At 55.6% G+C, this 19,228-nt stretch carries 15 protein-coding genes; 12 read left to right on the forward strand and 3 right to left on the reverse strand.

Going from position 1 to position 19,228, the window contains the following annotated elements:
• Window positions 1–15: 15 nt before the first annotated feature.
• From F552_RS0116265 to F552_RS0116275, 3 genes are all read left to right on the forward strand, one after another.
• Window positions 16–1,377, forward strand: coding sequence for an APC family permease (locus tag F552_RS0116265; RefSeq protein ID WP_018152828.1), 1,362 nt, complete (start codon window positions 16–18; stop codon window positions 1,375–1,377).
• Window positions 1,378–1,410: 33 nt separating this feature from the next.
• Complete coding sequence (locus F552_RS0116270; RefSeq protein WP_018152829.1) at window positions 1,411–2,532, forward strand: DmpA family aminopeptidase; 1,122 nt, start codon at window positions 1,411–1,413, stop codon at window positions 2,530–2,532.
• Window positions 2,533–2,711: 179 nt separating this feature from the next.
• The gene (locus tag F552_RS0116275) at window positions 2,712–3,626 is read left to right on the forward strand and encodes a bestrophin family protein (RefSeq protein ID WP_018152830.1); all 915 of its coding nucleotides are present in this window, start codon (window positions 2,712–2,714) and stop codon (window positions 3,624–3,626) included.
• Window positions 3,627–3,643: 17 nt separating this feature from the next.
• Here the strand turns inward: F552_RS0116275 and F552_RS0116280 are convergent, their stop codons facing one another.
• Complete coding sequence (locus F552_RS0116280; protein ID WP_018152831.1) at window positions 3,644–4,099, reverse strand: Lrp/AsnC family transcriptional regulator; 456 nt, start codon at window positions 4,097–4,099, stop codon at window positions 3,644–3,646.
• A gap of 170 nt (window positions 4,100–4,269) precedes the next feature.
• On the opposite strand from F552_RS0116280, the gene F552_RS0116285 reads away from it, so the two are divergent.
• On the forward strand, window positions 4,270–5,067 hold the full coding sequence (locus tag F552_RS0116285) for a sulfite exporter TauE/SafE family protein (RefSeq protein ID WP_018152832.1): 798 nt from the start codon (window positions 4,270–4,272) through the stop codon (window positions 5,065–5,067).
• 8 nt (window positions 5,068–5,075) lie between these two features.
• On the opposite strand, the gene F552_RS0116290 is transcribed toward F552_RS0116285, so the two are convergent.
• Window positions 5,076–6,548 carry a protein adenylyltransferase SelO gene (locus tag F552_RS0116290; protein WP_018152833.1) on the reverse strand — a complete coding sequence of 491 codons (1,473 nt, stop codon included), beginning with the start codon at window positions 6,546–6,548 and terminating at the stop codon, window positions 5,076–5,078.
• A gap of 175 nt (window positions 6,549–6,723) precedes the next feature.
• On the opposite strand from F552_RS0116290, the gene F552_RS0116295 reads away from it, so the two are divergent.
• The gene (locus F552_RS0116295) at window positions 6,724–7,503 is read left to right on the forward strand and encodes a substrate-binding periplasmic protein (RefSeq protein ID WP_018152834.1); all 780 of its coding nucleotides are present in this window, start codon (window positions 6,724–6,726) and stop codon (window positions 7,501–7,503) included.
• 18 nt (window positions 7,504–7,521) lie between these two features.
• Here the strand turns inward: F552_RS0116295 and F552_RS0116300 are convergent, their stop codons facing one another.
• Complete coding sequence (locus F552_RS0116300) at window positions 7,522–8,472, reverse strand: LysR substrate-binding domain-containing protein (RefSeq protein WP_018152835.1); 951 nt, start codon at window positions 8,470–8,472, stop codon at window positions 7,522–7,524.
• A 108-nt stretch (window positions 8,473–8,580) separates the two neighbouring features.
• On the opposite strand from F552_RS0116300, the gene F552_RS0116305 reads away from it, so the two are divergent.
• The 7 genes from F552_RS0116305 to F552_RS0116340 all read left to right on the forward strand — a co-directional run bounded on the left by F552_RS0116305 (window position 8,581) and on the right by F552_RS0116340 (window position 19,220).
• Window positions 8,581–9,768 carry an efflux RND transporter periplasmic adaptor subunit gene (locus tag F552_RS0116305; protein ID WP_018152836.1) on the forward strand — a complete coding sequence of 396 codons (1,188 nt, stop codon included), beginning with the start codon at window positions 8,581–8,583 and terminating at the stop codon, window positions 9,766–9,768.
• The gene (locus tag F552_RS0116310; RefSeq protein ID WP_018152837.1) at window positions 9,765–12,845 is read left to right on the forward strand and encodes an efflux RND transporter permease subunit; all 3,081 of its coding nucleotides are present in this window, start codon (window positions 9,765–9,767) and stop codon (window positions 12,843–12,845) included. The genes F552_RS0116305 and F552_RS0116310 overlap by 4 nt, the downstream gene beginning before the upstream one ends.
• 218 nt (window positions 12,846–13,063) lie before the next feature.
• A complete protein-coding gene (locus F552_RS19650; protein ID WP_018152838.1) occupies window positions 13,064–14,722 on the forward strand; it encodes a response regulator in 1,659 nt (552 codons plus the stop codon).
• Window positions 14,723–15,219: 497 nt separating this feature from the next.
• The gene (locus tag F552_RS0116325; protein WP_018152840.1) at window positions 15,220–15,627 is read left to right on the forward strand and encodes a DUF7793 family protein; all 408 of its coding nucleotides are present in this window, start codon (window positions 15,220–15,222) and stop codon (window positions 15,625–15,627) included.
• A 289-nt stretch (window positions 15,628–15,916) separates the two neighbouring features.
• Window positions 15,917–17,200, forward strand: a complete 1,284-nt coding sequence (locus tag F552_RS20195; protein WP_018152841.1) for a lipopolysaccharide biosynthesis protein — start codon at window positions 15,917–15,919, stop codon at window positions 17,198–17,200.
• Window positions 17,201–17,211: 11 nt separating this feature from the next.
• Complete coding sequence (locus F552_RS0116335) at window positions 17,212–17,994, forward strand: class I SAM-dependent methyltransferase (protein WP_018152842.1); 783 nt, start codon at window positions 17,212–17,214, stop codon at window positions 17,992–17,994.
• Entirely contained in the window at window positions 17,991–19,220 is a 1,230-nt protein-coding gene (locus F552_RS0116340; protein WP_018152843.1) for a glycosyltransferase, read from the forward strand. The genes F552_RS0116335 and F552_RS0116340 overlap by 4 nt, the downstream gene beginning before the upstream one ends.
• The last annotated feature ends 8 nt before the right edge of the window (window positions 19,221–19,228 follow it).

Consider the following 19,228-nt stretch of genomic DNA (forward strand, 5'->3'; position numbering starts at 1 on the left):
TCAGGAGAGAGAACAATGTCGCAAAACCAAACGGTGGGCCAACTCAAAGGCTCGCTCGGGATCATGGACGTGGTGATGATCACCGTGTCCGGCGTGACCCCGGCCAGCAGCATTTTCGTGATTGCCCCGTTTGCCATTCAAAGCGCTGGCAGCGGGTCATTTTTGTCGTTTGTCTTTGCCGGGATTCTGGCCGCCGCGCTGGCCCTGTGCTATGCAGAACTGGGCGCCGCACACCCGAGTGCCGGCGGCGAGTACACCATTATCCAGCGCTTGTTTGGTCGCACTGCCGGCCTGCAAATGTACCTGTTTGTGCTCTGCATGCTGCTGTTCATCCCGGCCGTACTGGCCACCGGGGCGGCAACCTACCTGAACTCGGCGCTTGGCACGCATTTTGACAGTGCCAGCGTGGCACTGGTGATTGTGGTGCTGAGTTACGCCATCGGTGTGCTGGACATCAAGACCAACGCCTTGCTGACCGGTGCCTTTCTGGGGCTGGAATTACTGGTACTGGCGATCATCGGCTGGCTCGGTTTCAGCCAGCAACACCAAGCGACCAGCATCCTGCTGCACCCGCAGATGCCGGATGCCAAAGGCGTGCTGACCGGTGTGCCATTCGGGGTCATCATTGCCATGGTGGGTACGGCGCTGTTTTCTTATAACGGCTATGGGGCCGCCATCTATCTGGCCGAAGACATGCACAAAACCGGCAAGCCGCTGGCAATTGCCATTCTGCTGACGCTGGTCATCGTGATCCTGATGGAACTGCTGCCAATGACAGCCTTGCTGCTGGGCGCACCGTCTCTGGAGACACTTGCCAAATCGGCTGATCCGATCAGCTACGTCATCACCCAGCTGGGTAGCCCGGGGTTGGCCCGCGTGATCAGCGCCGGGATTTTCCTGTCGGTGTTTAACGCCATCATTGCCATCGTGGTACAAAACGCCCGCTTCCTGTTTGCCAGCGGCCGTGATGGCATGTGGACCGCCCGGCTGAACAAGGCCCTGGTCCAGTTACACCCTCGCTTTGGTACCCCATGGGTTGCCACGCTGCTGTTTGCAGCGCCATCCGCCTTGCTGACCTTTAATTCCAACCTGGGCGAGCTGACCTCCTTTACCGTCATCATCTTGCTACTGGCCTATATCAGCATGGCCATTGCCAGCCTCTTTAGCCGCCACTCGGAAACCCACCACCCGTACCTGATGCCTCTGTGGCCGGTCCCTTCCTTGCTGGTACTCGCCGGCAGCGGCTATACGCTGTGGACCATTCTGCAAGGCAGCTCCACCAGAGATCTGGTGATTGTGACCGGCATCATCGTCGCCGGGCTGCTGATGTCCTTTACCACCCACCGTGCCCGCAAGCCGGCCACCGCATCAACCTGAAATACCTGAAGATATTATTACGTGGAGAACACTATGCAACGTCGAGCCAGAGATCTGGGCATCCGTATTGGACTGGGCACCCCGGGGGCGCTCAATGCCATTACCGATGTACCGGGCATACGCGTCGGCCATCACACCCTGAACGCGGATTTGCCGAACGGCAACGCCATCCGTAGCGGCGTGACCATCATCGAGCCGCGCGAGGGGCCTGCCAGACTGTCCCCCTGTTTTGCGGGGGTGCATGTCCTGAACGGCAATGGCGATGCCACCGGTCTGGAATGGATTCGCGAATCCGGCTTGCTTACCACGCCCATCGCCTTTACCAACACCCATAGCGTGGGCGTGGTGCGTGATACCCTGATTGCCATCGAACGGGCGGCACTACCCGAGACCGATGCGGTGTACTGGACCATGCCGGTGGTGATGGAAACCTTTGACGGGCTGCTCAATGACATCAACGGCTTCCACGTGAAGCCAGAGCATGTTCAGGCTGCCGTCGCAGACACCAAAGGGGGCGCGGTGACCGAGGGCTGCGTGGGCGGCGGTACCGGCATGATCTGCCACGAGTTCAAGGGGGGCATCGGTACGGCATCGCGCGTATTGCCGGCAGAGAGTGGCGGCTGGACTGTAGGCGCCATCGTGCAAGCGAACCATGGCATGCGCAACTCGCTGATGGTAGAAGGCTACCCGGTGGGTCGTTACCTGAATACAGAGAAAATACCCTCTCCGTTTGCCACCGATGCCCTGCCGCACCCGGGTATGGGCTCGATTGTGGTCACCATTGCCACCAATGCACCATTGCTGCCGCACCAGTGCACCCGGCTGGCGCAACGGGCTTCCATCGGTATCGCCCGCACAGGGGGTGGGACAGAAGACTCCAGCGGCGACATCTTTCTGGCGTTTTCCACTGGTAATACCGGTTTGCCGGTGGCGGACTACGGCCGTAAGGGCGACTTCACCACCCCGCTACAGATGGTCAATAACGATCATCTGTCACCGCTATTGCAGGCCGCAGCCGAAGCGGTGGAAGAAGCCATCGTGAATGTGTTGCTGGCCGCCCATAGCGTCACCGGCCATCGGGGGCACAAGGCAGAAGGATTGTCTGCAACGCAATTGCTGGAAGCCCTGACCGAAGTGGGCTGGAAAGCCCGCTAACCGCGTCTCTCCCCGCACTGTGCTGAGTTGTGGGTAGTTGGCAGGGCATGAGGAGACCATGCCCTGCTTTTTTTGGCTTTGACGGATAATCTGCCAGATTTATCGGCCCATACTATAGACCTGAGGGCTTTTTCAGTAGCACAATCCGGCCTTTGTGTTTCTCTCTCAGGCTGTCTGTCATGATCGTCCGCCCCAAGCTCAGCTGGATTCAACTTCTGTTTGTCTGGCACGGGTCTGTCATTTCCACCATCTGGCCTCGCCTGCTGCTGTTTTTTGGCATCGCCGTGCTGGCCATCGTGCAAGACAATTACTTTCTGATCAAGCCGATCCCGCTCAATATCGTGCCGTTCAGTTTGCTGGGGGTGGCGCTGGCCATCTTTGTGTCTTTCCGCAACAACGCCTGTTACGACCGCTTCTGGGAAAGCCGCAAACTGTGGGGCGGCATCCTCAACCGTGGCCGCAGCCTGGTACGGCAAGTACAAACCATGACCGACGCACCGGAAGCCGCCCAGCAAGAGATGATCGAGCTCTTGATGGCTTTCTTCTACATGCTCAAGCACCAGTTGCGCAAAACCGATGCCACTACGGATATCCAGCGATTGGTGCCTGCCGTCCATCAGGCACGCGTGACTGCGGCCAGGTTCAAGCCGTCAACCATCTTGCAGATCATGGGCGAGTGGATGGCAGCCCAGCGTAAAGCCGGGCACCTGGATGGCATGAGCGCACTGGCGCTGGACGAAAGCCTCTCCGGCCTGGCGGATTCACTGGGCGGATGCGAACGCATTGCCAATACCCCGATCCCGTTTACCTACAGCGTGCTAATGCACCGTACCGTGTACATTTATTGTGCCTTACTGCCATACGGACTGGTCAGCTCGATTGGCTTCATGACCCCGGTGATCAGCGTGTTTGTGGCCTACACCTTCCTGGCGCTGGAAGCGATTGCCGAAGAGCTGGAAGACCCGTTCGGCATGGCCGCCAGCGATTTGCCGCTGGACTTCCTGAGCCAGCTGATCGAATCCACGCTGCGCGAACAGGCAGGGCAGGCCGCACTGGAAGACCGTCAGCCGGACCTTACCTACCGCCTGACCTGATGCACAGATCATGACACTTATAGTGACGGGTTGATCTCGTCCTTGAGGGTGTTCATCACGATGATGGAACGCATCTGACGGATCCCCTCGATGGCGTGCAGATCCCAGATGATGCGCTGGTAATCCTGCATGTCCTTGGCAACCAGCCGCAGCAGAAAATCAAAGTCCCCCGCCACCACATGGCAGGCCAGCACTTCCGGCTTGGTCTTGACCACCTCGATGAACTTCTCGGCCAGTGCCGGAATATGATGGTTAAGCGTGATCTCGGCGTAGGCAGACACGCTATAGCCGATGGCCTTGTTGTCCAGCGCCACCAGATAACGGTCGATAATGCCTTCTTGCCGCAAACGCTGTACCCGGCGCAGGCAGGGTGCCGGGGTCAAGCCGACCCGTTCTGCCAACACGTTATTGGGCAGGTTGCCTTCAGCCTGCAGGGTGCGCAAAATGCGCTTGTCGATGACGTCCAGTTGCATGCAAATTGCTCCCGTGTTTTACATACGGCAATTATATACAAATAAATACATTTATTCATTACGTATTATTGCCAATATGTTTTTATAACGCGCAATTTTGCAATCGCGTGGCGGGCAAAAAACCGCAAAATAGTGCTTATCGAATCCACCCTATTTTGCAAAGCGCCGCCATGACCACCCTCGAAATTTCTGCCCTGTTTATCGCTGCCCTCCTCGCAGGCGTGATCAACGCCGTGGCCGGTGGCGGCAGTTTCATCAGCTTTCCCGCACTGCTGTTTTTCAACGTACCGTCGATGGCGGCCAACGCCACCAATGCCGTGGCCACCTGGCCGGGGATGATGAGCAGTGCCTGGGGATACCGCAAGGTATTGCTGAAACACCGCAAAGGCATGCTGCTGATTGCCGTCATCAGCATGATCGGCGGCGCTACCGGCGCCCTGCTGGTGATGCACACCCCGAAAGCCTTTTTTACCCTGGCGACGCCGGTCTTCATCCTGATCGCCTTCCTGTTTTTTGCCTTTGGCCCTCGCCTGGCCAAGCGCAAGCAGGCACAGCCTGCAAGCAACCCGCACGCTTCGGCGACCGAAGCACTATGCACGGAAAAACGGACCATCCTGCAGTTGTTTGCCTCTTGCTATGCGGGCTACTTCCCCAGCGGGGGCGGCATGGTGCTGATGGCACTGTATAACAGTTTTGGCATCAAGGATGCGCAGTTCATCAATGCCTTGAAGTGTATGTTGGGGGTCACCGTCAGTGGCGCGGCCGTCCTGACCTTTGTCCTGTCTGGCCAGGTGTACTGGCCGCAGGCCTGGATCATGATTGCCGGGTCACTGGCTGGTGGTTTTGCCGGTGCCCAGATGGCCCAGCGACTCAACCCGGTGTTGCTGCGCCATACCATGCTGGTACTGGGCGCCTCTATCACCGTGTATTTCTTCCACAAATACTACGGGCCGATGCTGCTGGCCTGATCCCCTCGTCAACTGGAACAGCTGACTTCCAGCTCGCCGGCCCAGTCCGGCGGCAGGTCGGCAAAACGGGCAAATGCCGGGTGCTCGTCAAACGGGTTGGCCAGCACGGTCATCAACTGGTCGATCAGACTGAAGTCTTGCTGGTCGCGGGCAGCGCGAATGGCTTCTTCTGCCAGATGGTTGCGTAGCACGAACTTGGGATTCGTGCCCAGCATGCGTTGCTGACGCACGGCATCCACCGACCCCTCCTGCACCAGCCGTGCCCGGTATTTATCCAGCCAGGCACTGGCAGCGTCCCGGTCACGGCATTCGTCCAGTACCGCTGATGCGGTCGCCGCATCCGTGATCGAGAAATGTGACAAGGCCCGCCAGAAGCGGGTGTAATCCACCTTCTGGTCAGCCAGCAATTGCAGGGTGTCCCGCAGCAGTGCTTCGTCCTCTGCTTGCCATTCAGACCAACCCAGCTTGGCCTGCATCCGGGTTTCAAACGCTTGCTGATAAATGGCCGGATACTGTTCCAGCAGTTCGATCGCGGCGTCTTTGTCGTTGATCAGCGGCAGCAGCACGCTGGCCAGCACCCGCAGGTTCCAGTACCCCACCGCGGGCTGCTGCCGGTAGGCATAGCGACCATAGGTATCGGTATGGTTACAGATATGCTCAGGGTCGTAGGCATCCAGAAACCCGAACGGGCCGTAGTCGATGGTCAGGCCGAGAATCGACATGTTGTCGGTATTCATCACCCCGTGACAAAACCCCACGGCCTGCCAGTCAGCCATCAGGTTGGCAGTACGGTGCATCACCGTGTCCAGCATTGCCAGGTACGGGTTCGGCGCCTGCTGGCACTCCGGCAGATCATGCGCAATCACAAAGTCAGCCAGTTGCCGCGCCTGCTCGGTATTGCCTTGCAAAAACGCGAACTCGAAATGCCCGAAGCGCACAAACCGCGGCGCCAGACGAATCACCACCGACGCCGTTTCTACCGTTTCGCGGTACACCGGCAATGGGCTGCCAATAATCGCCAACGCCCGGGTGGTGGGTACCCCCAGCCCGAACATGGCTTCACTGCACAGATATTCGCGGATGCTAGACCGCAATACGGCACGGCCATCCGCATGACGCGAAAACGGTGTCCGCCCCGCGCCTTTCAACTGGACTTCCCAGGACAAGCCGTTGGTCCCTTCGACTTCGCCCAATAACAAGGCGCGGCCATCCCCCAGCTGCGGTACACACACGCCAAACTGGTGTCCGGAATACACCGTGGCCACCGGCTCGCACCAGTCCGGAAACACATTGCCGCTGGCCATCGCCAGCATGGCCTCGCTACGGCACGCGTCCTCCGTCAGCCCCAGCAACCCGGCGGCCAGTGCACTCACGTGCACCAGATACGGTGCCGGTAACGGCTCTGCCCGTTGCGGACGATGCCAGTCCGGCAACTGCCGGGCAAAGCGGTTCAGTGGATTCAGTTGCTGCAAGGTAGACATGGACACGGCTGTTTAATCCCGACAATTTTAGTCAAGTATATCAAACAACCGCCGCAGCCCCCATCGATTTCTGCGTCGCAGGTCTTCATCAAAACCAGTGAAATTTAGTGCGCATGTTTTAGGCAGTTCGTCTAGAATGACTGCGGACTGCTCATCATTTTGCAAAGGCATGTGCATGAAACCGTGGCTCACCCTGATCAGACTTGCCCTGTTGCCGCTGGCCAGCCTGCTGTTCATGCGTCTGGCCTCAGGGGCTACCCTGCAAGCCTGTTACGACATGTGGCCACCGTATATCTATACGGATGAGCAACAGCAAACCCATGGCATCACGGCAGACATCATGACAGAGGCCGCCCGGGCCAATGGTTACGACATTCGCTTCACGTACCGGGCTTATGGGGCCTGCCGCAAACTGGTGCGGGAAGGCGGCATGGACATGAAGCTGTTTTCCTCCGGTGGTGAAGATGCGGATTTGGCCCCCTTGCATGTGAGTACCGAATCCTGGGTGCTGGCCGCCGTCGTCCGGCAAGACAGCCCGCACGTCAGTTATACGGGAATCGACATGTTCAAGCGGGACAACATCGGTCTGGTCACGGATTATGCCTATCCTGACACCATGAATGTCCTCAAGGGACAAAACCCGGATTACGCCGATGTGATTGATACCTCTATCGACCGGCTGATCAAGAAACGAATAGACGTGGCTTTCGACGATTCTGTCTGGCTGTTTGATACCATCCGCCAACAGCATTTGCCGCTCAAAGTACTGATGCCAGCCATTGCCATTGAGCCGCAGTTCACCATTCTGGCCAAGCGCCACAAAGCGCTGGCGGCAAAACTGGATCATACGCTGGCGAAAATGCTCAAATCCGGCCGGATAGACGCCATTTATCAGAAGTATACCGGCAAGACCTTCCAGGCCTGGCGGGAACAGTTCTCTACCCCGCCGCACTAAGCTTCACATATTCCGCGATCACACCGCCGGATAGTGTTTTTCCAGCTGCTGCCACAGCGCATCCACCGTCGGCTGCTGCCGGCGGGTTTCCCGGTACAGGTGAATCTCCATGCTGGCTTGCCAGGCTTCGTTGCCCGCCACCGTCAGCTGCCCATGCCGGACCTCGCGCTGCACCGAGCTTTCCGGCAAAAAAGCAATGCCATGCCCTTCCAGCGCCATGTTCTTCAAGGCTTCGGACATATCGGTTTCAAAGGTCTGTTCCAGAAAACAGCGTTCCGGCGCGTGCTCGATCAGCATGTCCACCATCCGCCGCAGATAAGCGCCCGGCGCATAGCCCAGAAACGGCAAAGGGGAGTCCATGGTTCCCGGCAAGGCAAATAGCGGCGTCCGCTGCTTGTCGCAACGGCTGTAAGGCCGAATCCACTCCACCCCCAGCCGCAAGCCGCTATAGCGCTCCTTGTCGAGCGCTACCGGCTGTAAAGAATGGTGATAACACATCAGCAAGTCGCTGTTGTTCTCGACAAAATGCAGCACCGCATCGTGCACGTTCCCCGCCACCAACCGGGCAGACACCCCCGGTTGCAGTTCGCGAATGCGCGAGAACCACTTGGGAAAGAAGCTCAGCGACAGGGTATGCGGCAAGGCAACGGTAATCCCCTCATGCGTTTGCAGCTGGTTGCGCACATGGCTGCGCGCGTCGTTGAGCTGCTCCAGCATGGTGATGGCCTGGTCGCGGAACTGCTCCCCCGCCCGCGTCAGCCGGGTCGGGTAGGTAGAGCGATCCACCAGATCCACCCCCAGCCAGCTTTCCAGCGCCCGTATACGCCTAGACAGCGCCGGCTGCGTCAGGTGCCGCAACTGGGCCGCACGGGTAAAGTTGCCGCAATCAGCCACACTCAAAAAATCTTCCAGCCAGCGGGTATCGATAATGCACCTCTGCACAAGCATCAGGGTTAACAGGCGGGTCATCACAGCGCCACGGCCTGCAGAATGCGATATTTTACATTCTAGACATACCTTTGAATTAAATTCTCGGTAAAGTAAAGGCTTCGTCTCACAGAATTGCAGGGTGTCGACATGCAGGGCAAAACAAAAGCCGGCCTAACCGGATTGTTCATCGTACTGGGTGCAGGGGCTATTTGGTTTAGCCAGCACGGCAAAACGGCAGGTAGCGCAGACAAAGCCGGCAAATCGGCCAAGGATCGTCCGGTGGTAGTCAGCACCACGGTGGTCAAGGCGGCGGACTTTCCCGTTGTCCTCTCCCTGTCCGGCACCGTGACGCCAGTCAACCAGATCGACATCCGCCCCCAGATCTCCAGCATCATCGCCAAAGTCCACGTGAAAGAAGGCAGTATGGTCAAAGCGGGTGACCTGTTGTTTACCCTGGATGACCGCGCAGAAAACGCCAACTACCAGAAACTGGCAGCGCAGGTCGCCAAAGACCAGGCCCTGCTGGCAGACGCCAAGCGTAACCTGAACCGGCAAAAAGAGCTGGCCAGTCAGAAATTTGTTTCCCAAAGTGCAGTGGATACCAGCCAGAGCAATGTGGATTCCGCCCTGGCTTCAGTCAATGCCGACAAGGCCGCACTGGCCCAGTCCGCTGTAAACCAGAGTTATTACCGCATCACCGCACCGGCCAGTGGTCGCATCGGCCAGATCAACCTGCACCCAGGCAGCCTGATCCAGCCCGGCAGCACCAGCCCGCTCACCACCCTGACCCAGCTGGATCCGATCACCATCGCCTTTAACGTACCGGAAACCCGGCTGAACGAGCTGATTGCGGCCGACCAGCAGGCCAGACAAGCCGGCAAAGCCCTGCAAGTAACGGCCAGCGTGGCCTCACAACCGCTCAAGGGCCAACTGAGCTTTATCGACAGCAACGTCGACAGCACGGCTGGCAGCCTCAAAGCCAAAGCCACGTTTGCTAATGCCAGCAATACACTCTGGCCAGGCGCACAGGTCAATGTATCGCTGGTCCTGCAAACGCTACGCAAAACCCCGACGGTCCCCGTCGAAGCCGTACAAACCGGGCCGGATGGCACGTTTGTCTATCTGGTCACCAAAGACAAAAAAGCCAAGCCGCAGCCGGTGCGCATTGTGCAGATCAAGGACGGCATGGCGGCGTTATCAGGCATCCAGCCCGGCATCACCATCGTCAAAGACGGCGGCAGTAACCTCCGCCCCGGTTCAACCATTCGCGAAGCGGGCAAAGCCAAAACCGGCAAGGCCGGTGAAGCGGCTGCATCACGCGGAGCGGCCGCATGAACCTGTCCGCGTTTTGTATTCACCGCCCGGTAACAACGGTTCTGCTTAGTCTGTCGCTCATCTTTGCCGGGATTCTGGCTTACGACAAACTGCCGATTTCGGCGCTGCCATCGTATAACACGCCGGTCATCAACGTCTCTGCCTCGCTACCCGGTGCCAGTCCGGACACCATGGCCACCGCCGTGGCCAGACAACTGGAAAAGCAATTCTCGACGCTGCCCGGGGTCGATACCATCAGCTCCACCAACACGCTGGGCAGCACTTCCATTACCCTGGAGTTCTCGCCCGACCGTGACATCGATGCCGCGGCCGTCGATGTGCAAGCCGCATTGCTGCGGGCGCAGCGGTCGCTGCCGGACGAGATGACCAGCCTGCCGTCCTACCGCAAGGTGAATCCGGCCGATGCGCCCATCCTGATTCTGGGCATCAGCTCGCCCTCGCTGGGCCTGTCGCAGCTGAACGACTTTGCCGAAAACGTCATCTCCCCAACGCTGTCCACCCTGAACGGGGTGGCGCAGGTGCAAATCTTCGGCCAGAAAAAATACGCCGTACGCGTCACCGTCAACCCGGAAAAACTGGCCGCCCGCAACCTGACCATGGACGAACTGGCCCAGGCGCTCAAGACCGCCAACGCCAACTCGGCGCTGGGCAGCATCGATGGCAAAAAGCAGACCCTGACGCTGGAGGCCAACGCCCAGCTGCAAAAAGCCGTGGACTTTGCCCCGCTGATTGTCGCCATCCGTGATGGCAACCCGGTCCGGCTGGCAGATGTCGCCACGGTCGAAGACAGCATCGAGAACCTCAAGGCCGCCAGCTGGGTCGGCAAGGAGCGGGCCATCGTGCTGGCGGTACAACGCCAGCCCAATGCCAACACGGTCGCGACCGTAGACGCCATCCGCGCCGCATTGCCCCGGCTTACCAACCAGCTGCCGGCTTCGGTCAAAATCCAGCTACTGAACGACCGTGCGCAGTCCATCCGCGATGCCATGCACGACGTGCAGTTCACCCTGCTACTGACCGTCGCCCTGGTGGTGATGGTGATGTTCCTGTTCCTGCGCCGCGCCATCGCCACTCTCATTCCTACCGTCACCCTGCCCATCTCGCTGATCGGCACGCTGGGGCTGATGTACGTGCTGGGCTACAGCCTGGATAACGTCTCGCTACTGGGGCTGACGCTGGCCGTGGGTCTGGTGGTCGATGACGCCATCGTGGTCCTGGAAAACATTGTCCGGCATATGGAAAACGGCGAGAAAGCCTTACCCGCTGCGCTCAAGGGCAGCCGTGAAATGGGCTTTACCATCATCAGCATCTCGCTGTCGCTGGTGGCGGTGTTCATCCCGATCTTCTTCATGCCCGGTGTAGTTGGCCTGATGCTGCACGAATTTGCCGTGGTCGTGGCACTGGCCATTCTGGTCTCCGCCCTTGTCTCGCTCACCCTCATCCCGCTGATGGCCAGCCGCCTGCTGGGCGAACATGCGCACAGCGGGCAAGACACCTGGCTGATCCGCCAGTTTGACCGCGGCTTCAAAGTGGTTGCCCATGCCTACGCCAGATCACTGGACGTGGCCCTGCATCATCGCCGCTGGGTAGGCCTGATGGCATTGGCCAGCTTTGGCATCAGCGCCTGGCTGTTTATCATCACCCCCAAAGGTTTCTTCCCCAACGAAGACCTGAGCCAGATCATGGGCAATATCGACTACGGCGACAGCACCGGCTTTGATACCGCCAGTACTTTGCAGCAACGCATTGCCAACACCATCCGCAAAGACCCGGCCGTTGATAGCGTCACCTCCTCGGTATCGGGTACCAGCGGTCGCATGTTCATCACCCTCAAACCCAAATCTGCACGGGACCCGATGGACGCCGTGATGGAACGCCTGCGCAAAGCCACCGGCCGGGTGCCGGGTGCCAGCGTGTTCCTGTCTGCCAGCCAGAACCTGCGTCTGGGCGGCAAGTCCAGCAAAAGCCGCTACCAGTACGTCCTGCAAAGCGTGTCAGGTTCTACACTGAACCTGTGGTCGGAGAAACTACAACAGCAACTGCGTACCGATCCGGACTTCCGCGACGTCAACAGCGATACCTCGCTTAGCAGCGCCGTGGTCAAGGTCAATATCGACCGTGAACGCGCCAACCTGCTGGGCGTATCGCTCAGCGACATCCGCACCGCCCTTTACAGTGCCTACGGCCAGCGTCAGGCCGCCAGCATTTACACCAGCAGTGGCGATTACGCCGTGGTGATGGATCTGCCCGCCGCCGCCCGCCAGGATGAAACTGCCATCGGTCACATCCCGGTCCGCAGCAAGGATGGCAGTCTGATCACGCTGGACCGCCTGGCCACGCTTACCCGTCAGGCCGGCCCGAGCAGCGTCAACCATCAGGGCCAGCTGCAAGCCATCACGCTCAGTTTTGATCTGGCTCCTGGTGTCACACTGGGTGACGCCACGCAAAAACTGCAAGCCGCCCAGCGCAGCATCGGCATGCCTGCCGACATCCTCACCGCCTATGGTGGCGATGCCGCCGCCTTCCAGCAGAACCAGACCAGTCAGCTGATCCTGATTGTCTCGGCACTGGCCGTCATTTATGTGCTGCTGGGTATTCTGTACGAAAGCTACCTGCATCCGCTCACCATTCTGTCCGGGCTGCCGTCTGCCGCCATTGGGGCCTTGCTGTCTCTGCAATTATTCAACCTGGAACTCACCATCATTGCAGATATCGGTTTGCTGATGCTGATCGGCATCGTGAAGAAAAACGCCATCATGATGATCGACTTCGCCATTGAAGCCCGCAGGGAACGGTCCCTGACCGCCATCGACGCCATTCGGGAAGCCTGCCAGCTGCGGTTCCGTCCCATCATCATGACGACACTGGCCGCCATGATGGGGGCCCTGCCGCTTGCTTTTGGCTGGGGTGCCGGGGCAGAACTGCGCCAGCCACTCGGCATTGCCGTGGTCGGTGGCCTGATCTTCTCGCAGCTGATTACCCTGTATATCACCCCGGTGATCTACCTGTTCCTGGACCGCTTCAGCAAGGCGCCCCATCCGGACCTGACCCCGGCGGCCAGCCTGAAAGACCGTTAATCTGTTCCAGCGCATGACCGGTCGCGTCGAGCGCACCTACCGCTTCTGTTTGCGGACAAACGCTCGCCGAGACCGGCTATCCGTAAACGTCGCGCGGGTCACTTAACAAATTTTCAAGGTTTTTTTCGGGGTTATCCCCCCTGAAAGCCGCTTCCAGTCACGGAAAACCCGCATCCTCCCTACACAAAACCGCGCCGGTAGATTATTCTGTCACTACCATGGCCATTCAGACATCCGATTACTTTTCGCGCAGGGGCGGCGAGCCCGACTTCACCACCGCAACCTATCTGATCATCGATAGCGTGCCGGAGATGCGCAACGCACTTTCCATGACCTTGGCCAGTTTTGGTGCCAACAAGGTAGAGTTTGCCTCGCGCCTGACCGATGCCATTTCGCGCATTCAGCGTACCGAGTTTGACGTTATCCTGTCCGACCTGTCGCTGGGTCACCCGTTTGACGGCCTCTATCTGCTAGAAGAAATCAAAACCCGTAACCTGCTTAAGCAGTCCGCCGTTTTCATGATTGTGACGGCCGAAGCGCGTGCGCAAAACGTCCTGTCTGCTGTAGAGCAGGCCCCAGATGATTACCTGTTAAAGCCGTTTACCGGCGAAACCCTGCGCCAGCGGCTGGAAAAAGCCTTTTACAAGAAGCAGGCCTTCCGGGTAGTGGACGACGCCGTACTCAAGCACGACTACCTGTCCGCGTTGACGGAGTGCAATCGCCGTATCGATGACAACGACCCCTACATGATTGACTTCATGAAACTGAAGGGGCGCCTTTGCCTGCTGACCGGGGATGCGCTGGAAGCACGCAAGACTTACGAAGAGGTACTGAGAATCCGCCCCATTCCGTGGGCACAAATGGGCTTGGGCAAGTCGCTGTACAAACAGAATGACTACCAGAAAGCCCAGCGGGTGTTCGAAAGCATCATTTCGGAAAACCAATACGCCATGGAAGCGTACGACTGGCTGGCCAACTGCATGGAAGCACGGCAAGACACACTGGGTGCCCAGGCCATGCTGCAAAAAGCCGTCAACCTCTCCCCCGCCATCATTGGCCGCCTGCGGCGCCTGGGCGATATCGCAAAAGTGAACGAAGACTGGGAGCGTGTTGCCAAAGCCTACGAATCCAGTATCGAATACGGCAAATATTCGTTTCATCACGACCCGCTGGATTACGCGCACCTGAGCCAGGCACAGCTTGCCCAAGGCGATGACGCATCGGCAGAGAAAACCCTATCGCAGGTCAAGCGGGCGTTTGCCACCCCGGAGGCAGACTTGCTGGCCAGCACCATGGAATGCCAGATTGCCATCAAGAAACATGATTTTGCCCGGGCAGAAAAACAGATTCAGCACGCCCTGGAGCAATACCAGAACCTGGCAGACAAAGCCCCGGAAGCCGTTGCCGTGGAGCTGGCCGGGGCATGCTATGCCGCCCATTTGCCAGAACAAGGCGACAAGATCGTCCAGCAAGTCGTCAAGAACCACGACGACAAACCGCAACTGATGCGGCACGTAGAGCACATGTTCCGCGCCGCCAACCGTCAGTCCGAAGGACAGCGCCTGATCGAAGCCAATGCGCAAGACGTGGTAGAAATGAACAACGCCGCCGTGCGCATGGCCCAGAGCGGCGACCTGGAAGGTGCGGTACAGCACTTCCTCTCGGTTCTTTCAGAGCGTCCCAACAACCTCACCGTGATGATCAACGCCACCAATGCCCTGCTAGCCTATGTTGCCAAGAATGGCTGGCACGACAACTACATGGCACTGGCGCATGATTACCTCAATCACATCCGCACCCAAGACCCGACCAACGGCAAATACCAGCGCCTGATGGCCCTCTACCGCCAGCTACAACAAAAATTCGGCGTCCGCTGATGCCTCCCCCCGTCAAGGGGAGGCGGGCTGAGGTCAGCACACAACACTCACATACACCGCAAAATTGATTTAACTGCGCGCCAATTGCTCATAACCAGCAACTTACCCGTACACCTGATGCGTACCCACTATTTCGCAACGTTTCACCAGCGCTTGTTCACCCTATTTTCTCGAGATGCGTTGCAGAACAAAAAGGTCATGCGCAAGGTGCGAAACGCCATCGGGATATGCCCCCGGCAAGGCTTTGCAACGCAGCGCCTGACCTTTTTGAGTTAGCCCAGTTCGCATTCGAGAAAACAGAGTGATCAGCCCTAATCATTAAATTATGCTAAATCCCGCCTTGCAAACTCCGCAACCCTCATCCATGCTGTATAAATAAGTGATGCATTTGCAGCACGCCGGATACCCCCTGATCAACACCAAGACAGGCGATCAGCATGGCAAAACCAAACCGCAGCATTCTTGACACCCCGGCCCTGCAGGCCTGAAGCAGCCACATGAAAGGCCTCTTCAGCCGGCAGGAAACACCCCGCAGCACCTACACAGAGCCAGAGGTCTGGCTAGGTGAGGACGGCATCTTGCGCGTTGATTATGGCGACTCCCCCTGCATCGACGCCAAGATGATCGAAACCGTGCGCCAGAAGCATATTCGCATCGTCCAGCATCCCGTGCCCGTCATCTTTCTCGCCACCGGCCGGCCCATGTCCACCAGCGAAGGCCGCCAGGCGGCCCAAAGCCCGGACATCTGCTCTATTACCACCGCCATCGCCTTTGTCACCCAAAGCTGGTACATTCAGAAACTGCTAGACCTCTATCTCACCTTCGAAGCCCCACCCTACCCGGCATTTGTGTTCAGGTCAGAAGAGGATGCGGCGGACTGGTTGAAAAGGTATGTGATAAGCTGAAACTCTATCAGAGTTTGGTAGTACACTTTATAACGCAACCGATGACATTACTCATCTCATCTAAGTGATGATGACCATCGTCAGATTGCCCGGGTTATGCTGATTTGCCTTCGTTGTCAGATTTTACCAAAGTTACTTACAAAACCCTGATAAAGGGCCTGCTGACATGAAAAAACTTTAGGGAAACATCCTGGCATGCCCCCAAGGCCTTTTTGATGGGATCAACAGCATAGCCTGGAAACTAAGTTAGTAAATTAACCAGGTATTCAATTTTTAATAAATCTACTTAATGAAATTATCACTACGCAAAATCAAAGCAGCATTCAGCACAAGTGAAACTGTTCGCGATGTGATGATTCTTATCTTTGGAACAGCAATTGCTCAAGGCATAACCATTATTGCCACACCGCTGCTTTCACGGCTTTACACTCCCAGTGACTTTGGCGTACTGGCCGTATTCTTGGCAGTAGTTGGTGTCAGTGCAACACTCATCACATTACGTTATGAAACGGCTGTCCTTATCCCTAAAGAAGACATTGAAGCGGCCAATCTTGTCTTACTCTGCCTGACACTTGCATCAGGAAGTGCCACTCTTTTATGTTTACTCAGCCTTTTTCTGCCCATTACTTTGCAAGAAGCATTGCATTTAACGCCCCTAAAGGGCTGGCTACCATTCTCTTTTGTAGTGGCTGGCGCCACAGCGGTAACCATCACAGTGCAAGGCCTACTCAATCGCCAAAGAAAATACACCCAAATTTCCAAGTTGCGTGTAGTGCAAAGCGTAGGCATTGCGGGGGTAGGATTATTATTTGGTTACCTGCCAAACCACGAATATGGATTAGTATTGGCACAAACCATTGTATGCTTTTGCATAGCACTCGCAGCTCTTTGGATGGTAAGGTCTGAATTAAAAACCTGGAAACAGCAGCGGTTATTCGCTGTAGCCTACACGCACCAGAATGCACCCAAATATCTGCTCCCAGCCGCCTTACTCGACGTAGTTACCCTGCAAATGCCTGTGATATTGATTTCGGCATGGTTTGGTGAAAACATGGCAGGGCAGTTCAATATGGCTTGGCGCTTACTAATGCTACCAATAGTTTTGGTAGGCAGTGCTGTCGGCCAAGTATTCATGCAGCGACTCTCTATCGTTAAACATGACCCTGCCGCAGCGAAAAAAATAATTAGAAAGACATGGTTGCTATTAATGGCATTAGGTTTTTTACCACTTCTAACTATTTTCCTATATGGTGAATCAATATTTTCCATTGTTCTTGGTGGAAATTGGCAAAAATCTGGAAACCTTGCTTCACTCATGGCACCTATGGTACTAGCAATGTTTATATCCTCACCCACATCAGGAACCTACATAATCTTTGGCCTACAAAGATTTAATCTTCTCTTTGGAATTCTAACAGCAATTTATAGGCCAGCATGTTTGTGGATTGGGAAAATCTTCAACAGCCTTGAAATCGCAATAATCTTGTGGAACTTACTAGATATTTTTACAATAATTTTGTATCAAACTTTCACCTGGAAAAAACTAACGCAACTATCAGAATATAAACAATAAATGGCGATACAATGAGTACATCGATTGATTCAATAAAACTATATCATAAGGAATATTTTCTAAAGCAAGTTGATGGCTTTAGTGAATTTGATACATTCAACGGAAAATTCGAAAACTTATTTTATAGATACCAGAGAAACATTGCATTACTAGACCTGAAATCTCAGCATACATATCTTGAGTACGGCTGCGGACGCGGAGAGATATGCATATACCATGCAATCAATGGAGGGGAGTCAGTTGGTGTAGATTATTCAATTGATGCAATAAGACTTGCTCAAGAGAAAGCAAAACACCTAAAGGTGAAAATTTCTTTATTCCATGGTTCATTTAATAGCTTTCACTCAGGAAATAAGAAATTCGATAGGATCATGGCATCAGAGTTCATTGAGCACATATCCAAAACTGAAGGAGAGTTATTTATTAAAATAGCAGTCAGCTTATTAAATGAGGGGGGAAAGCTTCTGATTTTTACGCACCCCAACACACTACAGAGAAAGTGCGGATATCCTGCAATACGCTTCGCAGCAAAAATGCTTGGAAAAAAATTACCAAAACACCAGCCAGATACCACAAATGAACATTACAAATTATATCATTTAAATGAGCAAAATTTTTTTTCTTTGCAATCACTGGCAAAAAAAGCCAAAGTACGAAGATATAAAATTGGTTATGATTCTTTTTTGAGGGCAGCATCTAATCAGCCAATAAGAAATGTCATTAAGGTTATCATCAACAAAACCTTTCTTCGCCACTTCTTTCTCACTGACTTATATTTGATACTTGAAAAGTGAACCTCTTTATCATCCCCTCCTGGTACCCCTACCCCACAGAACCGCTCCCGGGCATCTTCACGAGGGAACAGGCAGAAGCCATTGCTGAACTGTCACCTGACATTCGCGTAATAGTTAGTTTGTGGGGGCACAATCAAGGCTATCTCCTTGCACGGCGTCCATGGTTATGGCCAAAAAATGTGCTCTGGCGTCTTCGTCAACCCCGCAACAAAATTACCAAACGCAACGGTCTTCATGAAATATATAACGCAAAATTGACCTGGAGCCGCCAACTGCCATTTGGTGGTATACCGCAGCTCATTAGTGTTAACCGCCAAAACTTCCTGCTTGCAAAAAAGAAATTTGGCCACATTGATTTAATGCACGCCCATGTCAGTTACCCTGCAGGTTGCATCGCTGCCGCATTGGCATCCGAATTCAACGTACCTTATGTTCTCACCGAACACATGAGTCCATTCCCCTTCTTGAACTTGGTGAAAGATGGGAAGCCGCTACCAGAGGTCACACAAGCATTTACTCAAGCAGCCGCCACTGTTGCCGTGAGTCCATCTCTAGCCAAACGTGTAGCTTCATTTGGTTATCCACAACCGCACATTATCCCCAACATGGTGGACGAACGAATATTTTCCTTGGCCCCCCCCGATCCCGGCAAAATGATATTCTTCACACTATGTGGCATCAATGAACAAAAAGGGATAGATCACCTACTAGAGGCCATTGCGCTTTGGAATCCACCGGCTGACAGGTTTGAATTCCGTATTGGGGGTCAAGGTCCTCTACGGGCACTTTACGAAGCAAAAGCTCATGCTTTGGGACTTGCTGACCGAGTGCACTGGCTAGGTACTATTAGCCGGGAGCAAGTGCCAGCAATGTTCAGAAACAGCCACATATTCGTCATGCCGTCGCGCCACGAGACCTTTGGTGTGGTATTCGCAGAGGCTATCGCATGTGGTAAGCCGGTTATTGCCACCCGTTGCGGTGGACCAGAATCTATTGTCAATGCAGGCAATGGCTTGCTTGTCGATATTGGGGATGTCCCAGCTCTTGCACAGGCAATGCAGACGCTAGCAGCCAACTGGTCAAAATATAGCCCGCAAGCCATACGTCAGGATTTCGAACAGCGCTTTTCTCGGCAGGCGGTCGTAAGCCAACTACGAATCTTGTATGACGATATCTTAAGGAAACAAGATAAAATATATGAGATCACAGGTGACAAAATAAGGTAATAACATTA

This window comes from Leeia oryzae DSM 17879, from assembly GCF_000376945.1.
Classification (GTDB): domain Bacteria; phylum Pseudomonadota; class Gammaproteobacteria; order Burkholderiales; family Leeiaceae; genus Leeia; species Leeia oryzae.

Excerpts from the sequence above, each read along its gene's own strand:
- F552_RS0116265 (WP_018152828.1), top strand. The coding sequence starts at position 16 with ATGTCGCAAAACCAAACGGTGGGCCAACTCAAAGGCTCGCTCGGGATC.
- F552_RS0116270 (WP_018152829.1), top strand. The coding sequence starts at position 1,411 with ATGCAACGTCGAGCCAGAGATCTGGGCATCCGTATTGGACTGGGCACC.
- F552_RS0116275 (WP_018152830.1), top strand. The coding sequence starts at position 2,712 with ATGATCGTCCGCCCCAAGCTCAGCTGGATTCAACTTCTGTTTGTCTGG.
- F552_RS0116280 (WP_018152831.1), bottom strand. The coding sequence starts at position 4,099 with ATGCAACTGGACGTCATCGACAAGCGCATTTTGCGCACCCTGCAGGCT.
- F552_RS0116285 (WP_018152832.1), top strand. The coding sequence starts at position 4,270 with ATGACCACCCTCGAAATTTCTGCCCTGTTTATCGCTGCCCTCCTCGCA.
- F552_RS0116290 (WP_018152833.1), bottom strand. The coding sequence starts at position 6,548 with ATGTCTACCTTGCAGCAACTGAATCCACTGAACCGCTTTGCCCGGCAG.
- F552_RS0116295 (WP_018152834.1), top strand. The coding sequence starts at position 6,724 with ATGAAACCGTGGCTCACCCTGATCAGACTTGCCCTGTTGCCGCTGGCC.
- F552_RS0116300 (WP_018152835.1), bottom strand. The coding sequence starts at position 8,472 with ATGACCCGCCTGTTAACCCTGATGCTTGTGCAGAGGTGCATTATCGAT.
- F552_RS0116305 (WP_018152836.1), top strand. The coding sequence starts at position 8,581 with ATGCAGGGCAAAACAAAAGCCGGCCTAACCGGATTGTTCATCGTACTG.
- F552_RS0116310 (WP_018152837.1), top strand. The coding sequence starts at position 9,765 with ATGAACCTGTCCGCGTTTTGTATTCACCGCCCGGTAACAACGGTTCTG.
- F552_RS19650 (WP_018152838.1), top strand. The coding sequence starts at position 13,064 with ATGGCCATTCAGACATCCGATTACTTTTCGCGCAGGGGCGGCGAGCCC.
- F552_RS0116325 (WP_018152840.1), top strand. The coding sequence starts at position 15,220 with ATGAAAGGCCTCTTCAGCCGGCAGGAAACACCCCGCAGCACCTACACA.
- F552_RS20195 (WP_018152841.1), top strand. The coding sequence starts at position 15,917 with ATGAAATTATCACTACGCAAAATCAAAGCAGCATTCAGCACAAGTGAA.
- F552_RS0116335 (WP_018152842.1), top strand. The coding sequence starts at position 17,212 with ATGAGTACATCGATTGATTCAATAAAACTATATCATAAGGAATATTTT.